The organism is Gemmatimonadota bacterium (assembly GCA_041390125.1).
Taxonomy (GTDB): domain Bacteria; phylum Gemmatimonadota; class Gemmatimonadetes; order Longimicrobiales; family Gaopeijiaceae; genus JAGQIF01.
The window spans coordinates 12,919-34,236 of sequence record JAWKQN010000027.1 but is presented as its reverse complement, the minus strand read 5'-3'; the positions used below and the strand labels follow the sequence as shown (position 1 = coordinate 34,236).

The window sequence follows — 21,318 nt, the reverse complement described above, 5'->3', positions numbered from 1 at the left end:
CCACGGCTGGGGGGATTCGTGTTCAATCGACATAACATCAATCGACTCTTGATCTTGTGCGCCGCCGCCCCGGTGGGCGCCTGTGACGCCATCGCCGGACCCGAGGAGGCGTCGAACGTCTCGCTCTCGGTGGCGCTGGCCCAGAACAGTGCAGCCGCCGTCGCGGCCCGGGACGTCGTCCAGGAGGCGGAGGGGGACGAGCTGGTGCTGACACGGGTCGCGCTCGTCCTGCGCGACATCGAGCTCAAGCGGCGGTTCCGCGACCAGTGCCTGGACGGCATCAGCGGGGATGCCTGTGAGCGCTTCTCGCTCGGTCCGACACTGTTCGAGCTTCCGCTCGACGGTTCCGTGCAGCAGGTGCTCGAGGCGCAGATCGTTCCTGACACCTACGAGGAGCTGGAGTTCGAGATCCACACGCTGAGCGGTGACCGTCAGGAGGCCCAGGCCATCCTGGCCGCGCATCCCGAGCTGAACGGGGTGAGCATCCGGGTGGAGGGCACGTTCAACGGGGAGCCCTTCACGTTCAACGAGAACCTGTCCGAGGAGCAGGAGATCGAGTTCTCCGATCCCCTCGTCATCGACGAGGACTCCGGCTCGACCAACCTGACGCTCACCCTGGACGTGACGGGCTGGTTCAAGCGCGGCAACGGGGCCCTGATCGATCCCGCCACCGCCGGCCCGGACGGCGCCAACCGCAGCCTGGTCCGCGACAACATCCGGCGCTCCATCCGGGCCTTCGAGGACGAGGACCGGGACGGACGCGACCGGCCCGACAGCCAGGGCTGACGGTCCGCAGTCTCCGTCGGGACGAAAGGTCCCCCGGCCGAGCGGTACGCGACGGAGGCAAGGACGGCAGTCGAAGGGCCCCGGACCCGGGTGGTCCGGGGCCCTTTCGTCGTGGGGTGGGTCTCTGGACGCCTCCCGCATGAGCCGCTGGATCAGACGGTCCGTTCGGATCCTGTGGGTGAGCCCGCGGCCAGGTCGTCGGGAGTCTTCCGCCACCGCCTGAGAGACGGCGGACCCAGCCTCCCGGTGCCGTTCGGGCGTGGTACTGTTGAGATGCCCCCCGGGACACGCGGCCGCCCGCGTCACCCGACGCGATGCGACTGCCAACCCGATCGCAACCGAACCTCGGGACGAAGGAGGGAGGAATGACCACCACGACGAAGCGGACTCGACCTGCGACCGGCGCGGATGCAGGGACGTCCATGGCGTTGTATCCCGCCGCGACCGCCGGGAGGACGATGACCGAGCACGTGCAGACGGTGCACATCGATGCGTCTGCCAACGAGGCCGCGCAGCTCATGTGGTATGGAGATCTCGGCGCGCTGCCGGTGGTGGACCATGAAGGGAAGCTCAGAGGCATGGTCACGGACCGGGACCTGGCCATGGCCGCCCACCTCCAGGGCAAGCCCCTCCACGAGATCCCCGTGCGGACGGTGATGAGCCAGGGCGTCGTCGCCCTCACCTCCACAGACCTGCTGTCGGAGGCCGTGACGCTCATGCGGCGCCACAAGGTCCGCCGGCTCCCGGTGCTCGACGAGCGCGGGGGCGTGGGCGGGATGCTGTCGCTGTCCGACCTCGCCCGCGTCAGCGTCCGCGGTGAGGGTGACGGTCTGACCGAGCGCGACGTGGCCGACGCGCTGTGCACCATCTGCACGCCGCGCGCGGGGCTCGCGGCGGACGGCGCGGACGAGCTGCCGACGTTGCAGTCGTGACGGTCGCGGCCTCGCTCGCCCTTCGTGCCGACCGCCTTGCGGAGGCTCGGCGGAAGGAGCGGGCGAGGCCGCTTCCTCAGCGCCCTCCCAGCAGCCGGGTCGCCTGCTCGATGCCCTCCGCGGCCCGCTCGATGGCGGCCGCGGTGCGCTCCACCTGCTCGGGGACCTGGTCGAACTCCCGCTCCTCGATGGCCTCGCGCACACCGGGCAACGTCTTCACGCCGTACCCGGTGTAGAAGCCCGGCGCATAGATCCGATGCCGGAACCAGGGCCGGCGGGGCAGCCCCTGCGGATCCGTCATGCGCTGCTCGATGCCCTGCAGGATGTCGTTGACGCGCTGGAGCTGCGCGCTGGCCGGGGTCGAAGCCAGGAAGCCGGGAAGCGCCGCATCGTAGGCGGCGGCTGCGCGCTCGAGGCGGCCCACCGCGTTCTGGAGTGGTGCGAAGTTGAAGAACGGCACGGGCTCCTCCGCCTCCGGCGCCACCCAGGTCTCGGTGGGATCGGCTGCGAGCGCGTAGGCGTTCTCACGGATCAGCCGATTCTCGTGCTCGGTGGCCGCGCGCAGGTCGCTCGCGAGCTTCTCCACCTCGCCGAGGTACATCCGCACGTTGTCCGCGAGCCCGCCGAACTTCATCGGTAGCACATCCGCCATCGCGAAGCGCAGGGTCATGCGTCCCACCACCTCCGTCAGCGCCACGCCGTACTGGAAGCCGGGGTCGCCGAAGCGGGTGTAGTGGTCGAAGGAGTCGTAGACGGAGTGGTAGGAGCCGCCACCCCCTTCGCCGCCGAAGCCCACGTTGAGCGACTGGATGCCCAGGTGCTGCAGGAAGGGCGTGTAGTCGGAGCCCGAGCCCAGCGGGGAGATCCGGATGTCGGAGCGGGTCAGCGCCTCCCGGTCCCCACCGACCGCGGACGCCGCCCGCGTGCGCTGCCAGACGCTGCCGTCCGTCTGCGGATCGTCCACGGCCTTGGCCACCTGGTTCACGAACGCCTCGAGCGCGTGCGAGCCACCCGCCCCCAGGAAGCCGCGGCTGTTGCCGTCCGTGTTGATGTAGAGCACCGCCTTCTCCTTGAGCTCGGCGGCGTGCTGCTCGGCCCACTCGGTGGAGCCCAGCAAGCCGGGCTCTTCGGCGTCCCACCCGGTATAGACGATCGTCCGGCGCGGCCGCCAGCCGGTCTTCATCAGCTCACCCACCGCGCGGGCCTCCTCCAGCACCGCGACCATGCCGCTGATCGGGTCGGCCGCGCCGATGGCCCAGCCGTCGCGGTGGTTGCCGCGCACGATCCACTCGTCCGGGAACTCGCTGCCGCGCACCCGCGCGATCACGTCGTACGCGGGCTTCAAGCTCCAATCGAACTCGAGCTTCAGGTGCACGCGCGCCGGCCCAGGACCCATGTGGTAGGTGATGGGCAGCGCACCCCGCCACGACGCGGGGGCCACCGGACCTTCGAGCGCCGCCAGCAGCGGCTGCGCGTCCGCGTAGGAGATCGGCAGCACCGGGATCTTCATGACGGTGGGCGACTCCTCCACCGTGTAGCGCTCCGCGTCCGCGGTGGCGCCGCGGCCGGGCGTCAGCGGGTCGCCCGGATACTGGGGCATGTCCGAGACGGAGCCGCGCTGCACGCCGTGCTCCATCCGGTAGGCGCCCTTGGGGTAGACGTCTCCCTGGAAGTAGCCGTCGTCGCGGGGGTCCGAGTAGATGATGCAGCCGATCGCGCCGTGCTCGTACGCCACCTTGGGCTTGATGCCGCGCCAGGATCCTCCGTAGCGGGCGATGACGATCTTGCCGCGGACGTCGATGCCGCGGCGCGCGAGCTCCTCGTAGTCGGCCGGAATGCCGTAGTTGACGTAGACCAGCTCCCCGGTCACGTCCCCGTCGGCGGAATACGCGTTGTACGTGGGCAGCCGGTCCTGCCGCACGCGCGACGCCGCGTCCTCGCGCAGCTCCGGCTCTTCCAGACGCGCCCGGAACCGCGTCGGGGCCACCATCTCCAGCTGCCGCACCTTGGGCATCGGGAAGAGGACCTGGAATTCCTCCAGCTCCGCCTCGAAGCCCCACGAGCGCAACTGCTCCACCATCCACTCCGCCGTCTCCTTGTTGTGGGGCGAGCCGGTGTAGATGGGTTTGGAGACGATGTAGCGCATCCACTCTTCCAGATTGGACGCTTGCAGCATGGAGGCGTAGCGAGCCTCCAGCTCCATCTGGGCCTGGGCCCCCGCCGCCGTGAAGCCGAGCAGGTCGGGGTCGGCGGTCCGGGCGGGCGTGAAGGCCAGGAGCGCGGTCAGCGCCGCGCCGGCGGTCAGCGATCGGGTCGGTACGGCCATCGTTCGAGCCTCGCGTGGGTTGGATCGGGTCCCACGGAGGTTCGGGGGTCGGGGCGGGGTGGGGCAAGCCGTGCCGGCGCCCCCGCGGTCAGCTGGCCAGGACCGCCCGCCGGTGCCACCCCCGCAGCCCCACCCACACCAGCGCGGCGACCAGGAAGATCAGCAGACCGTACACCGTGGTGGACAGGGCCACCTTCACGCCTCCCCAGACGAGGCCGGTCTCCACCCGACCCACGGCCTCGACCGACTGTGCCGCCACCATGAAGCCGATGATGGTGGCGAGCACGCCCAGCGCCAGTGCATAGGCGCCCCAGAACAGGCTGCCGTCGATGGTGCTGCGGGCGAGACGCGCCTGTCCCGGCTCGCTCTGCTGGATCCGCCAGATGGAGCGCCCGGCCAGGATGAAGACCATCGCCGCGCAGAACGTGATCGGCCACCGCATCACGCCCATGTGGGCGAACGAGAGCAAGGGCGCGACCGCGGCTCCGCGGATCGTCTCGCCCGTCTGCGGATCCTGCAGGGCGTACTCCTGGAACAGCGCGATGGCGCGGTACACGGTGATCATGGGTGGCCTCCGGTGAGGGGAAGGGTGGGATCGAACGCCGCGTGCGCCGTGGCGCGGCGGACCGCCTGCGCGGAGCGGAGGTTCGCGACCTCCACCGCCGTGATCTTCCCGGTGAGGAGGATCCAGGCGAGCCCTCCGAGAAGTGCCGTGGTCAAGCCGGTGCCCACGAGGATGGACGCGTCCAGCAGCCAGGCGAGGAACCACTCGACCGCGCGGGCCGGTGTCTGCTCCAGACGAGCGGCGAGCAGGAGCGCCTGCACGGTCGCGCTTCCGAAGCCGAGCAGGATGGCGACCCCGGATCCGACCAACAGCGCGTTCATGCCCGCGTACAGGCGCGCCGGGTGGTGGTCACGGACCACGTACAGCTGGTACGCCTTGCGACCGGCGATCATGAGCACCGCGGCAGTCGCGCCGAGCACGAGAGCCAACCACGGAGACGGCGCGTCCAGCAGGTCCACACGCGCCAGGGCGCCGAGCGCCATCCCGAGCGCCACGACGGTGACGCCCACCAGCCCCAGCCACTCGGCCGCTCGGATGCCGGACGAGAAGCGGCGGACCAGCGTGGCGTGGAGGGGCTCGTGCACGCTGGCGAGCGCCGCGAGCGCGGAATCGCCCGGTGCGAGCAACCGCACGGCCTCGGCGCTGGCGGCGACCGGGTCCATGCCTCTGCGGATGAGCTCGGCGCGTAGCCCCTCCAGGTCCTCGGCGATCTCCTCGAGGATGCGCGCCCGCTCCGGCTGCGGGAGGGCCAGGCCGTCCAGGGCCGCGCTCAGGTCAGGGTGTGGCATGGCGCGGTCCCCGGACGAGTGCCAGCACGCTCTCGGCGAGCGTCTCGAAGCGGTCCGCCTCGCCGGTCAGGTAACGCCGACCCTCCGCGGTGATGCGATAGACCCGGCGACGCCGTCCGTCCTGCTTCTGCCAACGCCCGGAGATCCAGCCCTGCTTCTCCATGCGGTGCAGCACCGGATACAGCGTCCCATGGCGCAGCTCGAACAAGCCGGAGCTGACGTCGGCCACGTCGAGCGCGATCTGGTACCCGTGCTTCTCCTCGTCCTTGAGGACGCCGAGGATCAGGATGGTGTTGATGCTCCGGGACAGCGCCTGCAGGTCGGCGGACTCGTCACCCATGAGCGCTCCTCGATATATCGGTGGTCTATATATAGATCATAGATAGGTCGGCGTCCGGCTTGCCGCAAGGGGTGCCGAGGAGTCGATTGACCGGCGCCGGGCGGAACGCCACGCTGGACCCGGGCTCACCCTCGGCGCGACCGGCTACGACCGGTCCAGACCGTCGAGCGTCACACCCACCCGCGGATCCATCCCCGATCTCCGGAGAGGCACGTGTCGGATCTCCCCTGTCCCAGCGCCGTGGTATTCGTGCACGACCTGCACCACGTCACCCGGTTCTATCGGGCGCTGGCCTCGATGGACGTCGTGCACGAGGACGACGTCCACGTCGTGCTGGGGCTCGCGGGCTTCGAGCTCGTCGTCCACCTCCTGCGGAACGAGCCGCCCGTCGTCCTCGACGAGCGGGGTCTGCCGCCGGTGCGCGAGGATTGCTACCTGAAGGTGTGCCTGCCGGTCGCCAGCATCGCCGCGGCCCGTGACGTCGCCGTCGCGAACGGCGGTCGGATCCTGCCGCCCGAACGCGAGTGGGAGTCCCGCGGAGTGCGGGCCTGTGAGGGATGGGACCCCGAGGGGAACGTCCTCCAGGTGCGGCAGGCGTCGCAGTAGGCCCGTACCCGCGAATCGGCGCGCCACGTCGCCGGCCGCCAGCGCTCAGAAGACCCAGCGCACTCCCAGGGTGGGGAGCCGCGGCAACTGCTCTTCCCCGGAATCGCGCGCGGCGCGGAGCACGCCACCCTGTTCCTGCAGGAACCACTCGTAGCCCCGCAGGTTGATACGGTCGTAGACGTTGAACACGTCCAGGAACACCTCGAGCGTGCTGCGCTCGAAGCGGAACGCACGGGTCATGCGCAGGTCCAGACGGTGGTACGCCGGCAGACGTCCTTCGTTGATCGGACCGAAGCCGCGCTCGATCACGTCCACGAGCTGGCTGCCGTCCTCCGATTCCGCCACCACGACGTCCAGGATCTGCTCCGTGAACGGCCACCCGGTGTGATACTGCCAGGAGCCGCTGAGCTGCCATCCCGGCCGCAGGTCCCAGGCGAAGCGGGCATTGAGCACATGGGTCTGGTCGAGCACGCGCGGTGCCCAGCGCCCGTCGATCCGGTCTTCGGCGCGGGACCACGCATAGCTGAGCGACCACGCGAGCGCGCCCGCGCCGTCGCGTGTCACGATGGCCTCGAGCCCGCGCGCCCGGCCCCGGTCGGGCAGCAGCCGGGTGCGATCCGCCTCCACCTCCGCCACCGGATTGACCTCGCGGGAGAGGTTCACCCAGACCGGCCGCGGATCCTCCACGGCCTTGCGGTAGCCCTCGAGCCGCACCGTGTACCCGGCGGTGAAGCGGTGCTCGACGCCGAGCGCGACCTGGTCCACCCGCTCGGGTGCGTGGAAGCGCTCCTCGCCGTCCTGGATGGCCAGGTCCTGGATCCCCTGGCCCTGCAGGTAGCGGCCCACGCTCGCACGGACGTTGGTGGCGCGACCGAGATCCCAGCGCGCCAGCAGCCGGGGGCCCAGCCCGTCCGCATCCAGGTGTTGCCATCGCTCGTAGCGGAGCCCTGCCTCCGCGCTCAGGTGCGATCCCAGTCGGGCGCGCAGCGCGACGTACGCACCGAGCTCGGTGCCGTCCGGCTGCGCCGCCCAGGCGGCCGAGTCCGCCGCGACGAACAGACGCCGGTCGGTGCCCACGGCGAGACGCGCGGTTCGACGGGTGTAGTCGTACTCGCCGTCCCCCCACCGTAGATCCGCGCCGAGCTTGAGCAGCAGGTCGTCCGCCAGGTCGATCTGCCAGTCCTGCTTCAGCCCCGCGAAGCGGAAGTCCGCCACGTCGGAGACGCGAGCCGACAGCGGCGTGAACTCACCGCGATTGGGGTTCTCCACCACGCCCGTGCGGTCGCGGCTCAAGCCGCCGACCGAGGCCAGCGTCTCCACCCGCACCCGTCCACCGCGGTCGCGCTTCCATGTGAGCCAGCCGTAGGCGCTCGACCAGTCGCTGTCCACGCGCGATCCCGTTTCATCGTCGAACCATCCCATCTGATCGCCCGCGAGAAGCACCTCGGCGGAGACCAGGTCCCGTCCGCCGAAGAGGTACTGCACGCGACCCAGCACATCCCAGTAGCGTGGGTCGAGGTCGTCCTCCACATCCGCCGCGGCCAGGATGTACTCCAGGAAGCCGCGACGCAGCGACCCGAGCCACTGGCCGCGTCCGTCCCCGAAGTTGCCCTGGCTGCTGAGCGAGAGGGTGCTCAAGCTGAGCCCCGCGATGGTGCGCGTCCCCTCCGGCGGTGCGCTGCGCGTGCGCATGTCGAACACACCCGCGGACTTGTCCCCGAATTCGACCGGGAACCCGCCGGTGATCAGGTCGACCGAGCCCAGCGTCTGCACGTCCACGATGCCGAGCGCACCGTCGAGGTCGCGGAGGTGATAGGGTTCGTACAGCTCGAGTCCGTCGAGGCGCACGAGGAGATCTCGGTCCGTGCTGCCGCGCACGTTGAGCCGGGTGGAGATGTCGTCCGTCGATACGCCCGGCATGCGCTTGAGCGTGCGGAACACGTCGTCGCCGATCTGGGGCGTGGCCTCGATGTCCTCCCGCGTGACCGTGATCCCGGTTGCCGCGGGAGCGGCCTCCAGCACCCCGAAGCTGCCCGGTGCGATGACCATCTCCCGGAGCGGGATGGGCGCGAACGCCAGCTCGACGTCCACGCCCGCGGTCTGCCCCGCGGCGACCTCCACCATGCGCGTGCCTGTTTCGTAGCCCAGTGCGTTCACGTCCACGCGGAACGGGCCCGCGGGGAGCCCGTCCACCCGGAACCGGCCGTCGGCGTCGGACAGGGAGGTCCGCACGGTGGTGCGCGACGCCGCGTCGTTGATACCCGCAGCGCCGATGGCCACGATGTGCACCTCGGCGGCGGCGACGGGACGTGCGCCCCCGGCTTCACGGACGATCCCCGTCAGCGACCCGGTGGACGCCGAGGACCCCGATCGCCCGATCAGCACCTGGTTGCGCACCACGCGCACCTCCAGGTCCAGCCCCTCCAGGAGCCGACGCAACGCCTCGCCCACGGACAGGTCCTGGCAGGCGCAGGATACCGAGCGGCCCAGGGGCACCACGTCCGGACTGTAGGCGAGCGCCACGCCCGAGCTCCGGCGCAGGGCCTCGAGCGCATCGCCCAGGGAGCCCGCGCCGATGTCGAGACGAGCCGGGCGGTCGAGCGCTCCTCCCCCGCCCGAGGTCTGGGCCGCCGCGTCTCCGCCTCCGCCCATCCAGGTCAGCAGGGCCAGACCGGCTCCCCATCCGAGACGACGCATCCGCTTCCTCATCCCCATCCTCCTCCCCTCCATGCGTCCACCCCTCCGCTCAACGACCCACCACCACCGTATCCGCCACCGTGCAGCGCACGCCCGCGACGAGACACACCGCCTCCACCACCTCGGCCAGCGGCTCGTTGCCGAACCAGGCCGTGACGCGGAGCGGCGCGGCCGCAGAGGAGACCCGGACCGGCCGCCCGAACCTGCGCTCCAGCTGCGCACCCACGGCCGCGAGCGGTGTGGCCTGGAACACCAGCAAGCCGCCGGGCCAATCCAGGAGGCTCCACACGTCCTCCGTGGTCGACACGGCCGTGAGGCCGGAGCCGTCCACGCGCGCCACTTCGCCCGGCGCGATGCGCACCCGGCCTCGCGCGGTCTCCACGTCCACCACCCCCTCCACCACCACCACCCGCAGGCCGTCGCCGTCCGTGCGGACCTCGAACCGCGTGCCCCGCACCACCACCCGCCCGGCGTCCGTACGGACCTCGAAGGGCGTATCCGCATGGGCCACCGCGAAGAAGGCCCGCCCGTCCAGCACCACCTCCCGCCGACCGGGCGCGGACGGGAACTCCAACCGGGAGGATGCGCCCAGCCGCACGGTGCTGCCGTCCGAGAGGTCGAGGGTCGTCACCTCGTCCGCGCCCTCGGTGGAGCCGACCGCCGTGAGGGCCGGCCCGGCGGGCGGACTCCCGTGCCGCTCCAGCCCGAACGCGACGAGGGCCACCACCGCCGCCGCGGCCAGCGCCCAGGCCATGCGCGGGGAGCGCAGGAGCGCACGCCGCGAGGCCCGTGCGCCGCTGCGGCGCCGACGCGACTCCGCGTCCGCCACCAGCGACTCGGGAGTGGGCGCCGGCGGGGCGCCGTCGGCGTCGGGAGCGGTGAGTTCCCACACCGCCGCCCATTCGCGCCACTCCGCCTCGTGCGCCGCCGACTCCGCCCGCCAGCGCTCCACCTGCCGCTGCTCCAGCTCCGTCGCGGTGCCGTTGAGGACCCGCACCATGCGCTCATCCATCGTTCGATCTCGTCGTGCGATCCGGTGATTCCGCGCTCTCGTCCACGAGGTCGCGAAGGGCGCTCCGCAGGTCGCGGAGCGCGAGGCTCAGGTGGTTGGCCACCGTCTGGGGCGCGAGCTCGAGCGCCTCGGCCACCTCGGCATGCGTGAGCCCCGCGTCCCGGACCAGCTCGAAGACGGCGCGTCGGCGCTCGGGCAACGCGGAGATGGCGGCCCGGACCCGACGTTGGAGGCGGGTCCAGGCCAGGGCCTCGTCCGGCTGGACCGGGGGCGCGGGCGAGGCCAGGGGAGCCGTGGGGGAGAGCCGGGCCCGGGTGGCGCTCCTGCGCGCGCCGTCGAGAGCCACGTTGCGTGCGATCCGGTACAGGAGCGCGCGCGGCGAGTCCCCCTGCCAGCGTTCGCGGTGCTCCCAGAACCGCACCAATGCTTCCTGGGCCGCGTCCTGGGCCGCGTCGGCGGAGCCGGACACGCCTTCGAGATGCCGGACGAGGCCCGGCCACGTGTCGTCCACCAGCGCGCGAAAGGCGTCGGGGTCGCCGGCACGAAGGCGCTCGAACGTCATGCGGGGGATCTACCCATGGGTCCTGCCGCCTCCAGGGTCGGGGCCGGTCTACATGGGATCAACGCATCCGGCGCGGGATCCTACCAAGCCCGACCCGTCGGTTGTCGCGCCGCCGGCCCCCCGGTATTCTGCCCGTCCCCCTGCCCCTTGCCTCCTCCGGACGCCGTGCGTCCCCAAAGGAGAGGCGGGACCGGCCGGGGGGACGTGGCTTCCGACCGATCAACCCAGAGGCCTTGGCTTCCATGACACCACGCATCCGCTCGCTCGCGTTCATCCTCGCGCTGTTGTTCGTCTCCGCCTGCGAGGGCGGCGCCCGCCGGCAGTTCATGAGCATCGGCACCGCCGGCACCGGCGGGATCTACTACCCGATCGGCGGCGCCATCGCCAGCCGGCTCTCGGTGGCCGACTCCAGCCGCCAGTATACCGCCGAGGTGACCGGCGGATCGGTGGAGAACGTCAATCGCATGGTCAACGGCCAGATGGACCTGGCCTTCGCGTTGCCGGTGACCCTCTACGAGGCCTACAACGGCTCCGAGACGTTCCCGGAGCCGATCAAGAACCTGCGCATCCTCGCCCCGCTCTACGCCAACATGACCCACATCATGGTGGGGCCCGGCAGCCGCGTGCAGTCGATCTCGGAGCTCAAGGGCACGCGGGTCGCGGTGGGCCCGCCCGGCAGCGGCACGGAGCAGATCGCCAAGCAGGTGCTGGAGGCCCATGGTGTCACGTACGACGACATCGACGTGCGCTATCTGTCGTTCGCCGAGGCCGCCGCGGCGCTGAAGGACCGCGCGCTGGACGCGGCCATCATCTCCGTGGGGTATCCCGCCTCCGCCGTGTTGGACGCCACCACGACGGGCGACGCGCGCCTGATCGGTGTGGATTCGGTGTCGGCGGCCGCGCTGATCGAGCGCCATCCCTACTACTCGTGGGACGTCATCCCGGCCGGCGCCTATCCCGGCCAGGAGGAGGAGCTGCTCACGCTGTCGCAGATGAACTGGATCGTCTCGCTCGACACCCTGCCGGACGACGTGGTCGATGCGCTGCTGACCATCGTCACCGCGGATCGTCCCGAGCTGGCGCGCGTGCACCCGATGGCCGGTCTCATCGATCTGCGGCGGCTGCAGGACACCCCCATCCCGGTCCACGCCGAGGTGGAGCGCTGGTTGGCTGCGCATCCGGACGCCGTGCAGGCACCGGTCACGCCGTAGCGGAGCGCCCTCAGCCCTCCTCCGACCCCCGCACCACGCCCGCGCGCAGCAACGCCGCCACGGCGTCGGCATCGTAGCCCAGCTCGGCCAGGATCTCGGCGCTGGAGCCGCCCCGGGACGGGGGCGGCTCGGTGGCGGCGGGCCGCTCGCCATCGAAACGCACCGGGAACGACACGTCCCGGTAGTCGTCGATGTCGGGATGGGGAAGCGCACGCACCATGCCGGTGGCCGCCACCTGGGCGTCCTCGGCCACCTGCGCGATGTCGTGGATCGGCGCGAAGGGCACGGCGTGGGCGCCCAGACGCTGCATCAGCTCCGCGGAGGAGAGGGTGCGCGTCCGCGCCGACACCGCGGCGACGAGGGGCTCGCGCTGGGCCACCCGCGAGGGGTTGGTGCGGTAGCGTTCGTCCTCCGCCAGCTCGGGCAGGTCGAGCGCGGTGCACAGGCGCTGGAAGATGCCGTCGTTGGCCGCGGCGATCATGACGCTGCCGTCGAGGGTCGGGAAGGCCTCGTACGGTGCGATCGACCCGAAAGCGGAGCCCATGGGGCCGGGCACGCGACCTTCGGCCAGGTAGCCCGTCAGCTTGTAGGAGACGAGCGCGAGCGCAGAGTCGAGGAGCGACACGACCACGTGACGGCCCCGGCCGGTCTGGTCGCGCTCGCGCAGCGCAGCCAACACGCCGAGCGCGGCCCACATCCCCGTGGTGGTGTCGATGACGGAGGCACCCACGCGGGCCGGTGGCGCGTCGGGATGGCCCGTCATGGACATGAGGCCCGAGTAGGCCTGCATGAGCGGATCGTAGCCGGGGTCGTCCTTGCGGGGGCCCTCGGTGCCGAACGCCGAGACCGTCACGTAGATCAGCCCGGGGTGGCGCTCACGCAGGGCCTCGTCGCCGAGGCCCAGCCGCTCCACGACCCCGCTCCGGAAGGCCTGGATGAACACGTCCGCCTCCGCGGCCAACGCGGCCACGATCTCCTGGCCCTCGGGGGTCTTCAGATCCACCGCCAGCGAGCGCTTGCCCCGGTTCGCGGTCAGGAAGAGCGCGGCGTCGTTTCCCCAGAACGGCGGTCCCCACGCCCGGGCCGGATCGCCGGTGGGGGGCTCGACCTTGATGACCTCGGCTCCGAGGTCGGCCAGGATCTGCCCGCAGGTGGGCCCGGCGAGGTTCTGGGACAGGTCGACGACACGGAGGCCCTGGAGTGGCTGCATGGGTGTGGGCGGCGGGGCCTGGGAGAGGGTTCGGGTCCGGGGGTGGTGCGACGGGCCGGCGGGCCCGCGGCGGCGGGGATGTCCGACCGCCGCAGAACGCCGCGCCGAAGATGGTGGCAAGCGCGGCGGCAGGCGACCTTCTCTGTACTGCAAAGTACTTGACACACGTCCCCACGACCCCCCATCGTCACCTCATGAGGCGAGCCGGCGATGCCACGGCCCGGATCCGGGTCCAGCCCGAGGGAGAGCGTCCCCCGATCGCGCTGCACGAACGGGCGCTCGACGACCTGGCGTTCATCCGCCAGGCCATGGAGAGCAGCGCCCGGTTCACGGCCGTCCCGGGGCGGGGGGGCCTGGTCATGGGCACCCTCGCGCTGGTGGCGGCAGGCGTGGCGTCCCGGATGCAGGACCCGCGGCTGTGGCTGACCACCTGGGTGGTGGCGGCCGTGCTGGCCTTCGGGACCGCGGTCCTGGCCACGGTACGCAAGGCGCGGGCGGCCGACCTGCCCGTCTGGTCCGGCCCGGGCCGCAAGTTCGGGTTGAGCCTGGCCCCGTCCCTCCTGGTCGGCGCGGTGCTCACCGGGCCGCTCTTCACGGCCGGACAGGCCCACCTGCTCCCCGCCGTCTGGCTGCTGCTCTACGGCACTGCGGTCCTGGCCGCCGGCGTCTTCTCCATCCGGATCGTGCCGGCGATGGGGGCCTGTTTCCTCGTGCTGGGCGCGGCGGCGGCCTTCGCGCCGCCGGGCACGGGCGACCTCTTCATGGCCGCCGGCTTCGGCGGTCTCAATCTCGTCTTCGGCTGGATCATCGCACGGAGGTACGGTGGCTAGGAGCGCAGCATCCCCGAAGAGCGGCGCGGACAGCGAGCGCGAGCGGGTCCGGGCGGAGCCGGGACGCGCCACCACGGCGCTCGATCCGCTGATCCATCAGCGCACACGGCTGGCCATCGTCAGCGCGCTCGCCACGGGCGAGGAGCTGAGCTTCAACGACCTGAAGCGGCTCACACGCGCCACCGACGGCAACCTCAGCGTGCACGCGCGCAAGCTGGAAGACGCCGGCTATGTGGTCTGCACCAAGTCCTTCCAGGACCGGACGCCGCTGACGGAGTACCGGCTCAGCGCCGCGGGCCGGAAGGCGCTGGAGCGCTATCTCGATCACATGGAGGCGCTGATCGCCGTCACGCGCGACGCGCGATGATCCGGCGGACGGTCGGGTGCGGAACGGTGTACCGCCCATGATCCCGCATCGTCTCGCGCCGCTGCGTCGCGGAGGGCACGTGGCCCTCGGCATCGGAGGGATCGAAGCGTGGGCCTCCCTCCATCGCGAGAGCGCGGGAGCCGCGCACGCGTCGTCGGTGCTCAACGTGCGCCGCATCGCGGCGGCCAGCCGCGAGCTCGGCATCCACACCCTCACGCTCTATGCGCTGCCCCCGCGTCTGTGGGACCACTCGCCCGCGCGCCTGACCGAGGCGCTGGCGGCGTGGACGGCCTGGTTGCGCGCCGAGGCCACGGCTCTGCGCGCATGCGGAACGCGCCTGACGGTCATCGGTCGGCGGGACCGTTTGCCGTCCCGCCTGCACGCGACCATCCGGCGCGCGGAGGTGCTCACCGCACCCGGCCGGCGCGCCCGCCTGCGTCTGGCCATCGACTACAGCGCGCGGCGGGCGTTCGAGCGGGCGCGCAGCCTGCTCGAGCGCGGCGGGCCGGGGTGCACGTTCGACGAGGCGCTGGCGCAGGCGATCCACGACGTCGAGCCCACCCGCCCGGTGGACCTGGTGGTCCTCACCGGGGGCGAAGAGGAGCCCGACGACGCGCTGTTCTGGGAGTTCGCGTACGCCCCGGTCGTCCGCACGGGCACCCTCTGGCCGGACTTCGACCCCGCCACGCTGCGCGCCATCCTGGGGCGGACGCTCGCCTCCGACACCCCTTCGGTGCGCGGGCGGGACCCGGCGCCGCTTGCCATGGGCGCGCCGGCCCCCTAGCTCGGAAGCGTTCCCCGCGGCTCGGCCCACCCGTCCCCCAGGAGGGGCGTTGATCCGATTCACCGGTCTGACGCCCTCCCTGCGGGTGCGCGACCTCGACCGCTCCATCGAGTTCTACACCGAGGTGCTGGGGTTCGAGCTGCAGGCCCTGTGGCCCGAACCCATCCCCACGCTGGCCTTCGTGGACCAGGGCGAGGTGCACCTCATGCTGTACACCGAACCCGTCGACGGCCACGACGGGCGCCCGGTCTTCACCGGCGATCTGCGGTTCGACGTGGAGGACGTGCGTGGGCTGCACGAGCACGTGGAGCCGCTGGCCCTGCCGGAATGGGGGCCCGAGGTCTATCCCTACGGTCGGCGCGAGTTCGCGGTGCGGGACCCGGACGGCTACCTGCTGATCTTCTCCGAGCCCACCTCCGACCCTCCCACCTGTCTGGATTCGTAGGCGCAGCGCGCCGCCCCGGGGGTAGGGCGCGTCCCGGAGGACCGAGGGCGCGTTGCGCGGGAGTCCGGCGGCGGGCTGAACCGCCTCGCGCCGCCGCCGCGTGACCCCGGGCCCGCCACCCCCTACCTTGGCCCGCCATGTTGCTCCGCTACGGGATGTTGGTCGGTCTGGTGGCCGGCCTCGCGTTCGGGCTGCTGGCCGGTGTCACGGGCAGCCCGCTGCTGCTGGCCATCGCGGTCGGGTCGGCGCCGCTCGGGACGGCCTTCGTCAACGGCATCCAGATGGTGGTCATCCCGCTCGTGATGACCGTGGTGTTCGTGGGCGTCGCCCGTCTCGGCGATCTGAGCAAGGTGGGGCGGGCCGGCGGCGTGGCCATGGCGTTCTACTGGGGCACCACGCTGCTCGCCATCCTCATCGGGATGGTGCTCATGCGGGTGGTGCTCCTGGTCTCCCCGGACATCCCGGCGCCCACGCTGGCCGAAGCCACCGCGCCCGAGCTGCCCGGCCTCGTCGATTTCCTCCTGGGGCTGATCCCGCGCAACCCCTTCCAGGCCGCCGCCAACGGCACGCTGCTGCCTCTGATCGTCTTCACCGTCCTCTTCGCGGCCGCGGCCGGCACGCTCGATCCCGTGCGGCGTCAGCGTCTGGTGGACGTGGCCGACGCGGCCGCCGCCGCGCTCATCCAGCTCGTGCACTGGGTGCTGCTCACCGGCATCGTGGGCGTCTTCGGGTTGGCGGCACCGATCGCGGCCACGACCGGATTCGAGCTGCTGCGCGGTCTGGCGATCTTCATCCTCACCGTGCTGGCCGGCCTCGCGATCTTCGTCCTGCTGGTCTATGTGCCCCTGGTGTCGCTGATCGCGCGCATCGGGCCTATCCGTTTCCTGCGCGGCACGACCGGTACCCAGGTGGTGGGGCTGGCCACCGGCAGCTCCGTGGCCGCCCTGCCCGTGATGATCCAGGAGGCGGAGGAGAACCTGCACCTGTCTCCCTCCGTCACCAGGCTCGTGCTCCCGCTCGGGGCCTCCCTGAACCGGGCCGGCAGTGCCCTCTATCAGGGCGCGGCCGTGATGTTCGTGGCCTTCCTCTACGACGTGCCGGTCCCGTGGGTGGCGATGGGGGGGGCGCTCCTGGCCACGTTCTTCGCGTCCGCCACCGTGGCCCCCGTGCCCTCCGCCAGCGTCATGACGCTGGCGCCCGCCCTGGATTCGGTGGGGGCGCCCCTGGCCGGTCTGGGCGTCCTCCTGGGGGTGGACCGCATCCCCGACATGTTCCGCACCTGGGTCAACGTCACCGGTCACATCGCGGGCGCCTCGGTGACCGAGGCCCTGGTGCCCGAGCCACCCCCGGCACCGCCCCCACCCCCGTCGGAAAGCCCGTAGATCCGCCACATCCGCCCTCCGTGTCCGGTCGCGGCCCGTTTTTACGCTACGACTCAAAGAGAGGGTTGTGTGAAGGCGACTGCGCGGGTCCCCTGGGGGCTTCGCGCGTTCTGGTTCTGCCTGCCAGGACGCGGTTCCATGCGTCCGGAGACGCGCGGGTGGTGGCCCCCGACGGCTGCCCCCGCGTCCCCTGGCCCTCGCCCGTAGGATCGCCGGTGACCGTTCTTCGGATCCGGTGGGTGGGGGTACCAGCCCCGGGACTCCCCACCCCGTTTCGCGGGCGAGGGCAACCTCACCTTCGTCGGGAGCGTTGCCCGCGTGCAGCGCCGCTGGTACCAATGACCTTGAGGTCGCGCGCCGCGCGACTCCCCCAGGCAAAGGGTGTGCGTTCATGAAGAGCCTGCTTCGGACCTCCTCCGTTCTCCTCGGCCTCGCGGCGCTTCAGCCCATGGGTGCGCTCGAGGCCCAGGAACGGCGTCCGTTCATCGATTTCAGCCGTCCCGAGCTCACCGTCTCCGCGGGTCTGACGTTCTACGAGGAGAGCCCGGCCTACGACCCCGGCCTGGGCGGCGGAGCCTATCTGCAGTCCGCATTCGCCTGCCTCAATACCGGTGGAGTGGACATGCTGGACGTGGACTTCATGGGCGGCGGAGCGGGGATCGCGGGCGGGTACTCCCGCGCGGGCGGGTGGCCCTGGGAGGGACCCGGAGGGTTCGGCGGCGGCGCGGAGGGCGGTGGCGCGGCCCAGCAGGCCAGCCTGGGGCTGACGCACGGTACGGCCTGGTACGCGCAGCTCCTGGTGCGACCCACCTGGCTCTGGCCGGGCCTGCAGGGGGAACGCTTCGTCTGGAACGTGGTCGGCGGGGTCGGCGTGCACTCGCAGTCGGATGGTGAGCCGGCCGCGAACATCAACGGCATCCCGGCTTGGGGCATCCAGGGCCAGACCAACCTGTTCCTCAACGTGGCCGTCACGACCGAGGTCCGCCTCACGCCACGCGTGGGGGTCCGGGGCCGGGCTCGTCTGAACTGGCTGCAGCGGGACGATCCGGTCTTCCTGCAGCCCGGCGGCACCACCGTGACCGGTGAGGGCGAGCCCCTGACCTGGGGTGGCTTCTCGCTGGGCCTGACGCTGCGCCCGCGCGGTTGACCCGGGGGATCGCGCGGCCGAACGAAGGCCGCGCGATCCTACCCGTCCTCCGGCATTCCCGGAGACGGTAGGGAGGCGAGCTGGGCGCGGTATCCAGCCGCCGCGTCGCTGCGGCCCCGGCGCTCCTCCAGCTCGGCGAGCTGCTCGAGCGCCTCGCGGCGGGAGGCGTCGTCCACCTGCGTCGAGTCCACGACGGCGCGGAGCACGGCCGCCGCCTCGTCCAGCTCGCCCCGCCGCGCCAGGATCCGCGCCAGTTGCGTGCGGGCGGCGTTCTCCGTGCCGCGCAGACGCGCGATCATCGGGATGTAGTGGATCGCGTCCCGCAGGAACGGCTCGGCTTCACCGTCGCGTCGTTGCTCGAACAGGCTGGTCCCGAGAGCCAGCGCCGCCATCCCCAGCGTGCGCACCTCCGTACGCTCCTCAGGGGACGACTGGTCGATCGCCTGGCGTAGGTACGATTCGCCGTCGGCAACGCGTCCCGTGCGGACGAGCTGCAGGCCGGTGCGGTACAGCGCGTTGCCCAGCAGAGGGTGCCGTTCCCCGTACGCATGCGCGAAGATCTCGGCCGAGCGCTGCAGCGCGAAGACGGCGCTGTCGGGCTGACCGGTCCATCGGTATCCCACACCCAGGCCCAGCCACGCGCGTCCCAGCTCGGGGTGGTTCTCGGGGAGGACATGGAGCCGCAGGTCGCGGCTCTGCCGATAGAGCTCGCGCGCGGCGACGTAGTCGTCCCGCGTGAACTCGAGGTCGCCCTGGTACTCCAGGCGGCGGGCCTCGAGACGTTCGTCCAGGCCCATCGCGTGCGCGCGGTCGAGCAGATCCTGTGACTCGGCGTACTCTTCGGGGCCGGCTGAGTCCGGCACGGTCAACGCGAAGGCGAGTTCGAGAAGATCGGCGGCCAGGAGACGATCGGAGTGTGCGGGATCCGACTCGCGCAACGCGACCGCCTGCCGTAGCAACTCGATGGCGTCCGGCTCCTCGCGTTCGTTCGCGAGGCGGCCCTGCCAACTGAGCGTCGTTGCGAGCAGCGGCACGTCCAGGGTGTCGCGCCGGAGGATCTGCTCGCTCATGGCAAAGATGGAGTCCGCGAGATGCCTCTCGCCGAGGTTGAAGGCCACCTGACCGAGTGCGTTCAAGCTGCCCGCCTTGAGGAGCGGTTGACCGCTCAGCGTGTCCAGCTCGGCCATGGCTCGGGTGATGAGCGAGCGCGAGCTCAGCACCTGCCCGTCCGTCTCGTTGGGATCGAACGTCTCGAGCACCGATACCATGAAATCCTGCGTCCGCTGCGCGCGCTGGGCCTGGTCCTCGGCGAGGCGCCGCGCGCGTTGGGCTTCCAGACCGAACGCGGTGGCGACGCCCGCGCCGATCACGAGCGCAGCCGCGGCCGCGCTGCCCAACCCTACCACCAGTCGGTTGCGGCGGATGAACTTGCCCATCCGGTACAGTCCGGTCTGCGCGTGCGCGTCGACGGGACGTCCTTCCAGGTAGTTCAGCAGATCCTGGCGTAGCTCGGCAGCCGTCCCGTAGCGGCGTGCCGGCTCCTTCTCCATCGCCTTCAGGACGATCGAGTCCAGGTCGCCGGACAGGCCCTGGCGCAGCGTGGACGGATTGGACGTCCGCAGCCAACTGGTGCGCGGCAGTCCGCCGGTGTCGGCGCTCTCGTGGTCGTCACGGAACGCAACCCGCGCGCTCGGCGGGCGAGGGTCCGTATTGCAGACGAGGTCTTCGATCTCCTGGAGCGACCCCGTCGCGAACGTGTACGGCCGCTGCCCGCTCAGCAGCTCGTAGAGGACCACCCCGAGCGCGTAGACGTCCGTGGCCGTGGTGGTGGCGGCCTGCATCACCTGCTCGGGGGCGGCGTACTCGGGCGTGAGGCGCACCCCGAGCCCGCGGGTGCGGTCGTCCGTTCCGTGGCTGGGGTCGAGCACCTTCGCGATGCCGAAGTCGAGCAGCTTCACCTCGCCCGTCTCGGTCACGATGATGTTGCCGGGCTTCAGGTCCCGGTGCACCACCAGGTTGCGGTGGGCGTGCTGCACGGCGTCGCAGACCACCGCGAACAGCTCCACCCGCTTCCGGAGCGGCAGGCGCAGACGGTCGCACCACACGTCGATGGGCTCGCCGACGGCCAGCTCCATCGCGAAGAAGGGCCGCCCGTCCGCGGTGATGCCGCCGTCCAGCAGTCCGGCGATGTTGGGGTGCTCGAGCCCGGCCAGGATCTGCCGTTCCGCGCGGAAGCGCTCGAGGATCTCGTCCGAGTCCATGCCGCGCTTGACGACCTTGAGCGCCACCTGACGCTCGAACTCCCCGTCTGCGCGCTCCGCCAGGTAGACGGCTCCCATGCCCCCGCGTCCGAGCAGGTCCACGATGCGGTAGGCGCCGACCAGGTCGCCCGGGCCGAGCTGACCGCGTGCCTCGTTGCCGACGGACTGCTCGATCATGCCCTTCACCGACAGGGCCGGCGGGCGGTCCATCAGATGCTCGGCCCGGGCGCAGGCGTCGAGCATCAGCTCGACCTCGCGGCGCAGGTCCTCGTCCGAGCCGCAGCGCTCGTCCAGGAAGGGAACGACGGCGTCGGGCTCGAGTTCGAGGGCCTCGTCGAGGATCGCCGAGACCTGCTCCCAGCGTTCCGGGCTCAGGCCGCTCATGTCGGGGTGGGGTCGGACCCGTCGTCGGGGGGCGCCGTCGCCGAGAGCTGCGTGTAGAGCCAGCCCTTGGCCTTGACCAGGTCGCGGCGCACGGTCCGCGTGGAGATCTCCAGCATCTGGGCGGTCTCTTCCTCGGAGAGGTCCCCGAAATAGCGGAGCTCGACCACCTGGTAGAGGCGGTCGTCCATCTCCCTCAAGCGTGCAAGCGCCTGATCGAGGGCCACGAGGTCCTCCGCGCCGTCGTCGGTCTGGATCTGGATCCGGTCGATCGTGACCCGGGCCGCCCCGGATCCCCGCTTCTGGGCGCGGTGCCGGCGGGCATGGTCGATCAGGATCCGTCGGCAGGCCCGGGCCGCCACGCCGTAGAAGTGGGCACGGTCGCGCCAGTTGATCCGGTCCTGGTCCACGAGCTTGAGCCAGAGCTCCCCGATCAGGTCCGCGGGCGACAGGGTGTGGCCCACCCGCTCATGGCTCATCAGCCGGGAAGCCAACCGGTAGAGCTCATCGTAGGTGAGGCGCCAGAGCCGGTCCTGCGCCTCCGCGTCGCCCTCCGAGACCTGGTGGAGGGCGTGGGTGATGGCGTGGCCGGTGGTCGGGGCCTCGGACGGGGGTCGGTCCGTCATGGACGGGGCTCGGGGCCGGAGGATCTGTCGGGAATGGCTTCCAAGTTGCCGCGGGGCTCG

The 21,318-nt window shown here is 71.6% G+C and carries 20 protein-coding genes; 10 read left to right on the top strand and 10 right to left on the bottom strand.

The genetic code is table 11. The features are described 5' to 3' along the window. Positions 1-18 precede the first annotated feature (18 nt). Both R3E98_20695 and R3E98_20690 read left to right on the top strand, forming a co-directional pair. Complete coding sequence (locus R3E98_20695) at positions 19-786, top strand: hypothetical protein (GenBank protein MEZ4425826.1); 768 nt, start codon at positions 19-21, stop codon at positions 784-786. Positions 787-1,244: 458 nt separating this feature from the next. Continuing rightward, positions 1,245-1,718 (top strand): CBS domain-containing protein, encoded by a 474-nt coding sequence (locus tag R3E98_20690; GenBank protein MEZ4425825.1) that lies wholly within the window; start codon positions 1,245-1,247, stop codon positions 1,716-1,718. 76 nt (positions 1,719-1,794) lie between these two features. Here the strand turns inward: R3E98_20690 and R3E98_20685 are convergent, their stop codons facing one another. The 4 genes from R3E98_20685 to R3E98_20670 all read right to left on the bottom strand — a co-directional run bounded on the left by R3E98_20685 (position 1,795) and on the right by R3E98_20670 (position 5,737). Further along, positions 1,795-4,044 (bottom strand): transferrin receptor-like dimerization domain-containing protein, encoded by a 2,250-nt coding sequence (locus R3E98_20685; GenBank protein MEZ4425824.1) that lies wholly within the window; start codon positions 4,042-4,044, stop codon positions 1,795-1,797. Positions 4,045-4,132: 88 nt separating this feature from the next. Beyond that, complete coding sequence (locus R3E98_20680; GenBank protein MEZ4425823.1) at positions 4,133-4,609, bottom strand: MotA/TolQ/ExbB proton channel family protein; 477 nt, start codon at positions 4,607-4,609, stop codon at positions 4,133-4,135. Next, positions 4,606-5,397 (bottom strand): hypothetical protein, encoded by a 792-nt coding sequence (locus R3E98_20675; protein MEZ4425822.1) that lies wholly within the window; start codon positions 5,395-5,397, stop codon positions 4,606-4,608. Before R3E98_20675 ends, R3E98_20680 begins: the two co-directional genes overlap by 4 nt. Then, positions 5,384-5,737, bottom strand: coding sequence for a helix-turn-helix transcriptional regulator (locus tag R3E98_20670; GenBank protein MEZ4425821.1), 354 nt, complete (start codon positions 5,735-5,737; stop codon positions 5,384-5,386). Before R3E98_20670 ends, R3E98_20675 begins: the two co-directional genes overlap by 14 nt. A gap of 213 nt (positions 5,738-5,950) precedes the next feature. On the opposite strand from R3E98_20670, the gene R3E98_20665 reads away from it, so the two are divergent. Further along, positions 5,951-6,343 carry a VOC family protein gene (locus R3E98_20665; protein MEZ4425820.1) on the top strand — a complete coding sequence of 131 codons (393 nt, stop codon included), beginning with the start codon at positions 5,951-5,953 and terminating at the stop codon, positions 6,341-6,343. Positions 6,344-6,388: 45 nt separating this feature from the next. On the opposite strand, the gene R3E98_20660 is transcribed toward R3E98_20665, so the two are convergent. Genes R3E98_20660 through R3E98_20650 form a run of 3 tightly spaced genes read right to left on the bottom strand, consistent with a single transcriptional unit; the run spans position 6,389 to position 10,614 of the window. After that, positions 6,389-9,052 carry a TonB-dependent receptor gene (locus R3E98_20660; GenBank protein ID MEZ4425819.1) on the bottom strand — a complete coding sequence of 888 codons (2,664 nt, stop codon included), beginning with the start codon at positions 9,050-9,052 and terminating at the stop codon, positions 6,389-6,391. A gap of 37 nt (positions 9,053-9,089) precedes the next feature. Then, positions 9,090-10,052 (bottom strand): FecR domain-containing protein, encoded by a 963-nt coding sequence (locus R3E98_20655; protein ID MEZ4425818.1) that lies wholly within the window; start codon positions 10,050-10,052, stop codon positions 9,090-9,092. Beyond that, positions 10,045-10,614 (bottom strand): sigma-70 family RNA polymerase sigma factor, encoded by a 570-nt coding sequence (locus R3E98_20650; protein MEZ4425817.1) that lies wholly within the window; start codon positions 10,612-10,614, stop codon positions 10,045-10,047. The genes R3E98_20655 and R3E98_20650 overlap by 8 nt, the downstream gene beginning before the upstream one ends. 242 nt (positions 10,615-10,856) lie before the next feature. On the opposite strand from R3E98_20650, the gene R3E98_20645 reads away from it, so the two are divergent. Continuing rightward, positions 10,857-11,825, top strand: a complete 969-nt coding sequence (locus tag R3E98_20645; protein MEZ4425816.1) for a TAXI family TRAP transporter solute-binding subunit — start codon at positions 10,857-10,859, stop codon at positions 11,823-11,825. 10 nt (positions 11,826-11,835) lie between these two features. Here the strand turns inward: R3E98_20645 and R3E98_20640 are convergent, their stop codons facing one another. Continuing rightward, positions 11,836-13,035 (bottom strand): CoA transferase, encoded by a 1,200-nt coding sequence (locus tag R3E98_20640; protein MEZ4425815.1) that lies wholly within the window; start codon positions 13,033-13,035, stop codon positions 11,836-11,838. 194 nt (positions 13,036-13,229) lie between these two features. Between R3E98_20640 and R3E98_20635 the strand changes: the two genes are divergently transcribed. The 6 genes from R3E98_20635 to R3E98_20610 all read left to right on the top strand — a co-directional run bounded on the left by R3E98_20635 (position 13,230) and on the right by R3E98_20610 (position 17,990). Continuing rightward, positions 13,230-13,865: a hypothetical protein gene (locus tag R3E98_20635; GenBank protein MEZ4425814.1), complete on the top strand. Its 636-nt coding sequence runs from the start codon at positions 13,230-13,232 to the stop codon at positions 13,863-13,865. Further along, positions 13,858-14,232 (top strand): transcriptional regulator, encoded by a 375-nt coding sequence (locus R3E98_20630; protein ID MEZ4425813.1) that lies wholly within the window; start codon positions 13,858-13,860, stop codon positions 14,230-14,232. The genes R3E98_20635 and R3E98_20630 overlap by 8 nt, the downstream gene beginning before the upstream one ends. Positions 14,233-14,269: 37 nt before the next feature. Beyond that, positions 14,270-15,016 carry an undecaprenyl diphosphate synthase family protein gene (locus R3E98_20625; GenBank protein MEZ4425812.1) on the top strand — a complete coding sequence of 249 codons (747 nt, stop codon included), beginning with the start codon at positions 14,270-14,272 and terminating at the stop codon, positions 15,014-15,016. Positions 15,017-15,065: 49 nt separating this feature from the next. Further along, the gene (locus tag R3E98_20620) at positions 15,066-15,461 is read left to right on the top strand and encodes a VOC family protein (protein ID MEZ4425811.1); all 396 of its coding nucleotides are present in this window, start codon (positions 15,066-15,068) and stop codon (positions 15,459-15,461) included. A gap of 137 nt (positions 15,462-15,598) precedes the next feature. Further along, positions 15,599-16,843, top strand: coding sequence for a dicarboxylate/amino acid:cation symporter (locus R3E98_20615; GenBank protein ID MEZ4425810.1), 1,245 nt, complete (start codon positions 15,599-15,601; stop codon positions 16,841-16,843). Positions 16,844-17,234: 391 nt separating this feature from the next. Further along, entirely contained in the window at positions 17,235-17,990 is a 756-nt protein-coding gene (locus R3E98_20610) for a hypothetical protein (protein MEZ4425809.1), read from the top strand. Between the two features lie 38 nt (positions 17,991-18,028). Here the strand turns inward: R3E98_20610 and R3E98_20605 are convergent, their stop codons facing one another. After that, on the bottom strand, positions 18,029-20,635 hold the full coding sequence (locus tag R3E98_20605; GenBank protein ID MEZ4425808.1) for a protein kinase: 2,607 nt from the start codon (positions 20,633-20,635) through the stop codon (positions 18,029-18,031). After that, positions 20,632-21,258, bottom strand: coding sequence for a sigma-70 family RNA polymerase sigma factor (locus R3E98_20600; protein ID MEZ4425807.1), 627 nt, complete (start codon positions 21,256-21,258; stop codon positions 20,632-20,634). The genes R3E98_20605 and R3E98_20600 overlap by 4 nt, the downstream gene beginning before the upstream one ends. Positions 21,259-21,318: the final 60 nt, after the last annotated feature.

Bases quoted from the DNA above. Each gene is read 5' to 3' on its own strand.
- R3E98_20600 (MEZ4425807.1), bottom strand. From the start codon at position 21,258: ATGACGGACCGACCCCCGTCCGAGGCCCCGACCACCGGCCACGCCATC.
- R3E98_20610 (MEZ4425809.1), top strand. From the start codon at position 17,235: ATGAAGAGCCTGCTTCGGACCTCCTCCGTTCTCCTCGGCCTCGCGGCG.
- R3E98_20680 (MEZ4425823.1), bottom strand. From the start codon at position 4,609: ATGATCACCGTGTACCGCGCCATCGCGCTGTTCCAGGAGTACGCCCTG.
- R3E98_20685 (MEZ4425824.1), bottom strand. From the start codon at position 4,044: ATGGCCGTACCGACCCGATCGCTGACCGCCGGCGCGGCGCTGACCGCG.
- R3E98_20675 (MEZ4425822.1), bottom strand. From the start codon at position 5,397: ATGCCACACCCTGACCTGAGCGCGGCCCTGGACGGCCTGGCCCTCCCG.
- R3E98_20650 (MEZ4425817.1), bottom strand. From the start codon at position 10,614: ATGACGTTCGAGCGCCTTCGTGCCGGCGACCCCGACGCCTTTCGCGCG.
- R3E98_20635 (MEZ4425814.1), top strand. From the start codon at position 13,230: ATGAGGCGAGCCGGCGATGCCACGGCCCGGATCCGGGTCCAGCCCGAG.
- R3E98_20660 (MEZ4425819.1), bottom strand. From the start codon at position 9,052: ATGAGGAAGCGGATGCGTCGTCTCGGATGGGGAGCCGGTCTGGCCCTG.
- R3E98_20645 (MEZ4425816.1), top strand. From the start codon at position 10,857: ATGACACCACGCATCCGCTCGCTCGCGTTCATCCTCGCGCTGTTGTTC.
- R3E98_20625 (MEZ4425812.1), top strand. From the start codon at position 14,270: ATGATCCCGCATCGTCTCGCGCCGCTGCGTCGCGGAGGGCACGTGGCC.
- R3E98_20690 (MEZ4425825.1), top strand. From the start codon at position 1,245: ATGACCGAGCACGTGCAGACGGTGCACATCGATGCGTCTGCCAACGAG.
- R3E98_20615 (MEZ4425810.1), top strand. From the start codon at position 15,599: ATGTTGCTCCGCTACGGGATGTTGGTCGGTCTGGTGGCCGGCCTCGCG.
- R3E98_20605 (MEZ4425808.1), bottom strand. From the start codon at position 20,635: ATGAGCGGCCTGAGCCCGGAACGCTGGGAGCAGGTCTCGGCGATCCTC.
- R3E98_20655 (MEZ4425818.1), bottom strand. From the start codon at position 10,052: ATGGATGAGCGCATGGTGCGGGTCCTCAACGGCACCGCGACGGAGCTG.
- R3E98_20670 (MEZ4425821.1), bottom strand. From the start codon at position 5,737: ATGGGTGACGAGTCCGCCGACCTGCAGGCGCTGTCCCGGAGCATCAAC.
- R3E98_20640 (MEZ4425815.1), bottom strand. From the start codon at position 13,035: ATGCAGCCACTCCAGGGCCTCCGTGTCGTCGACCTGTCCCAGAACCTC.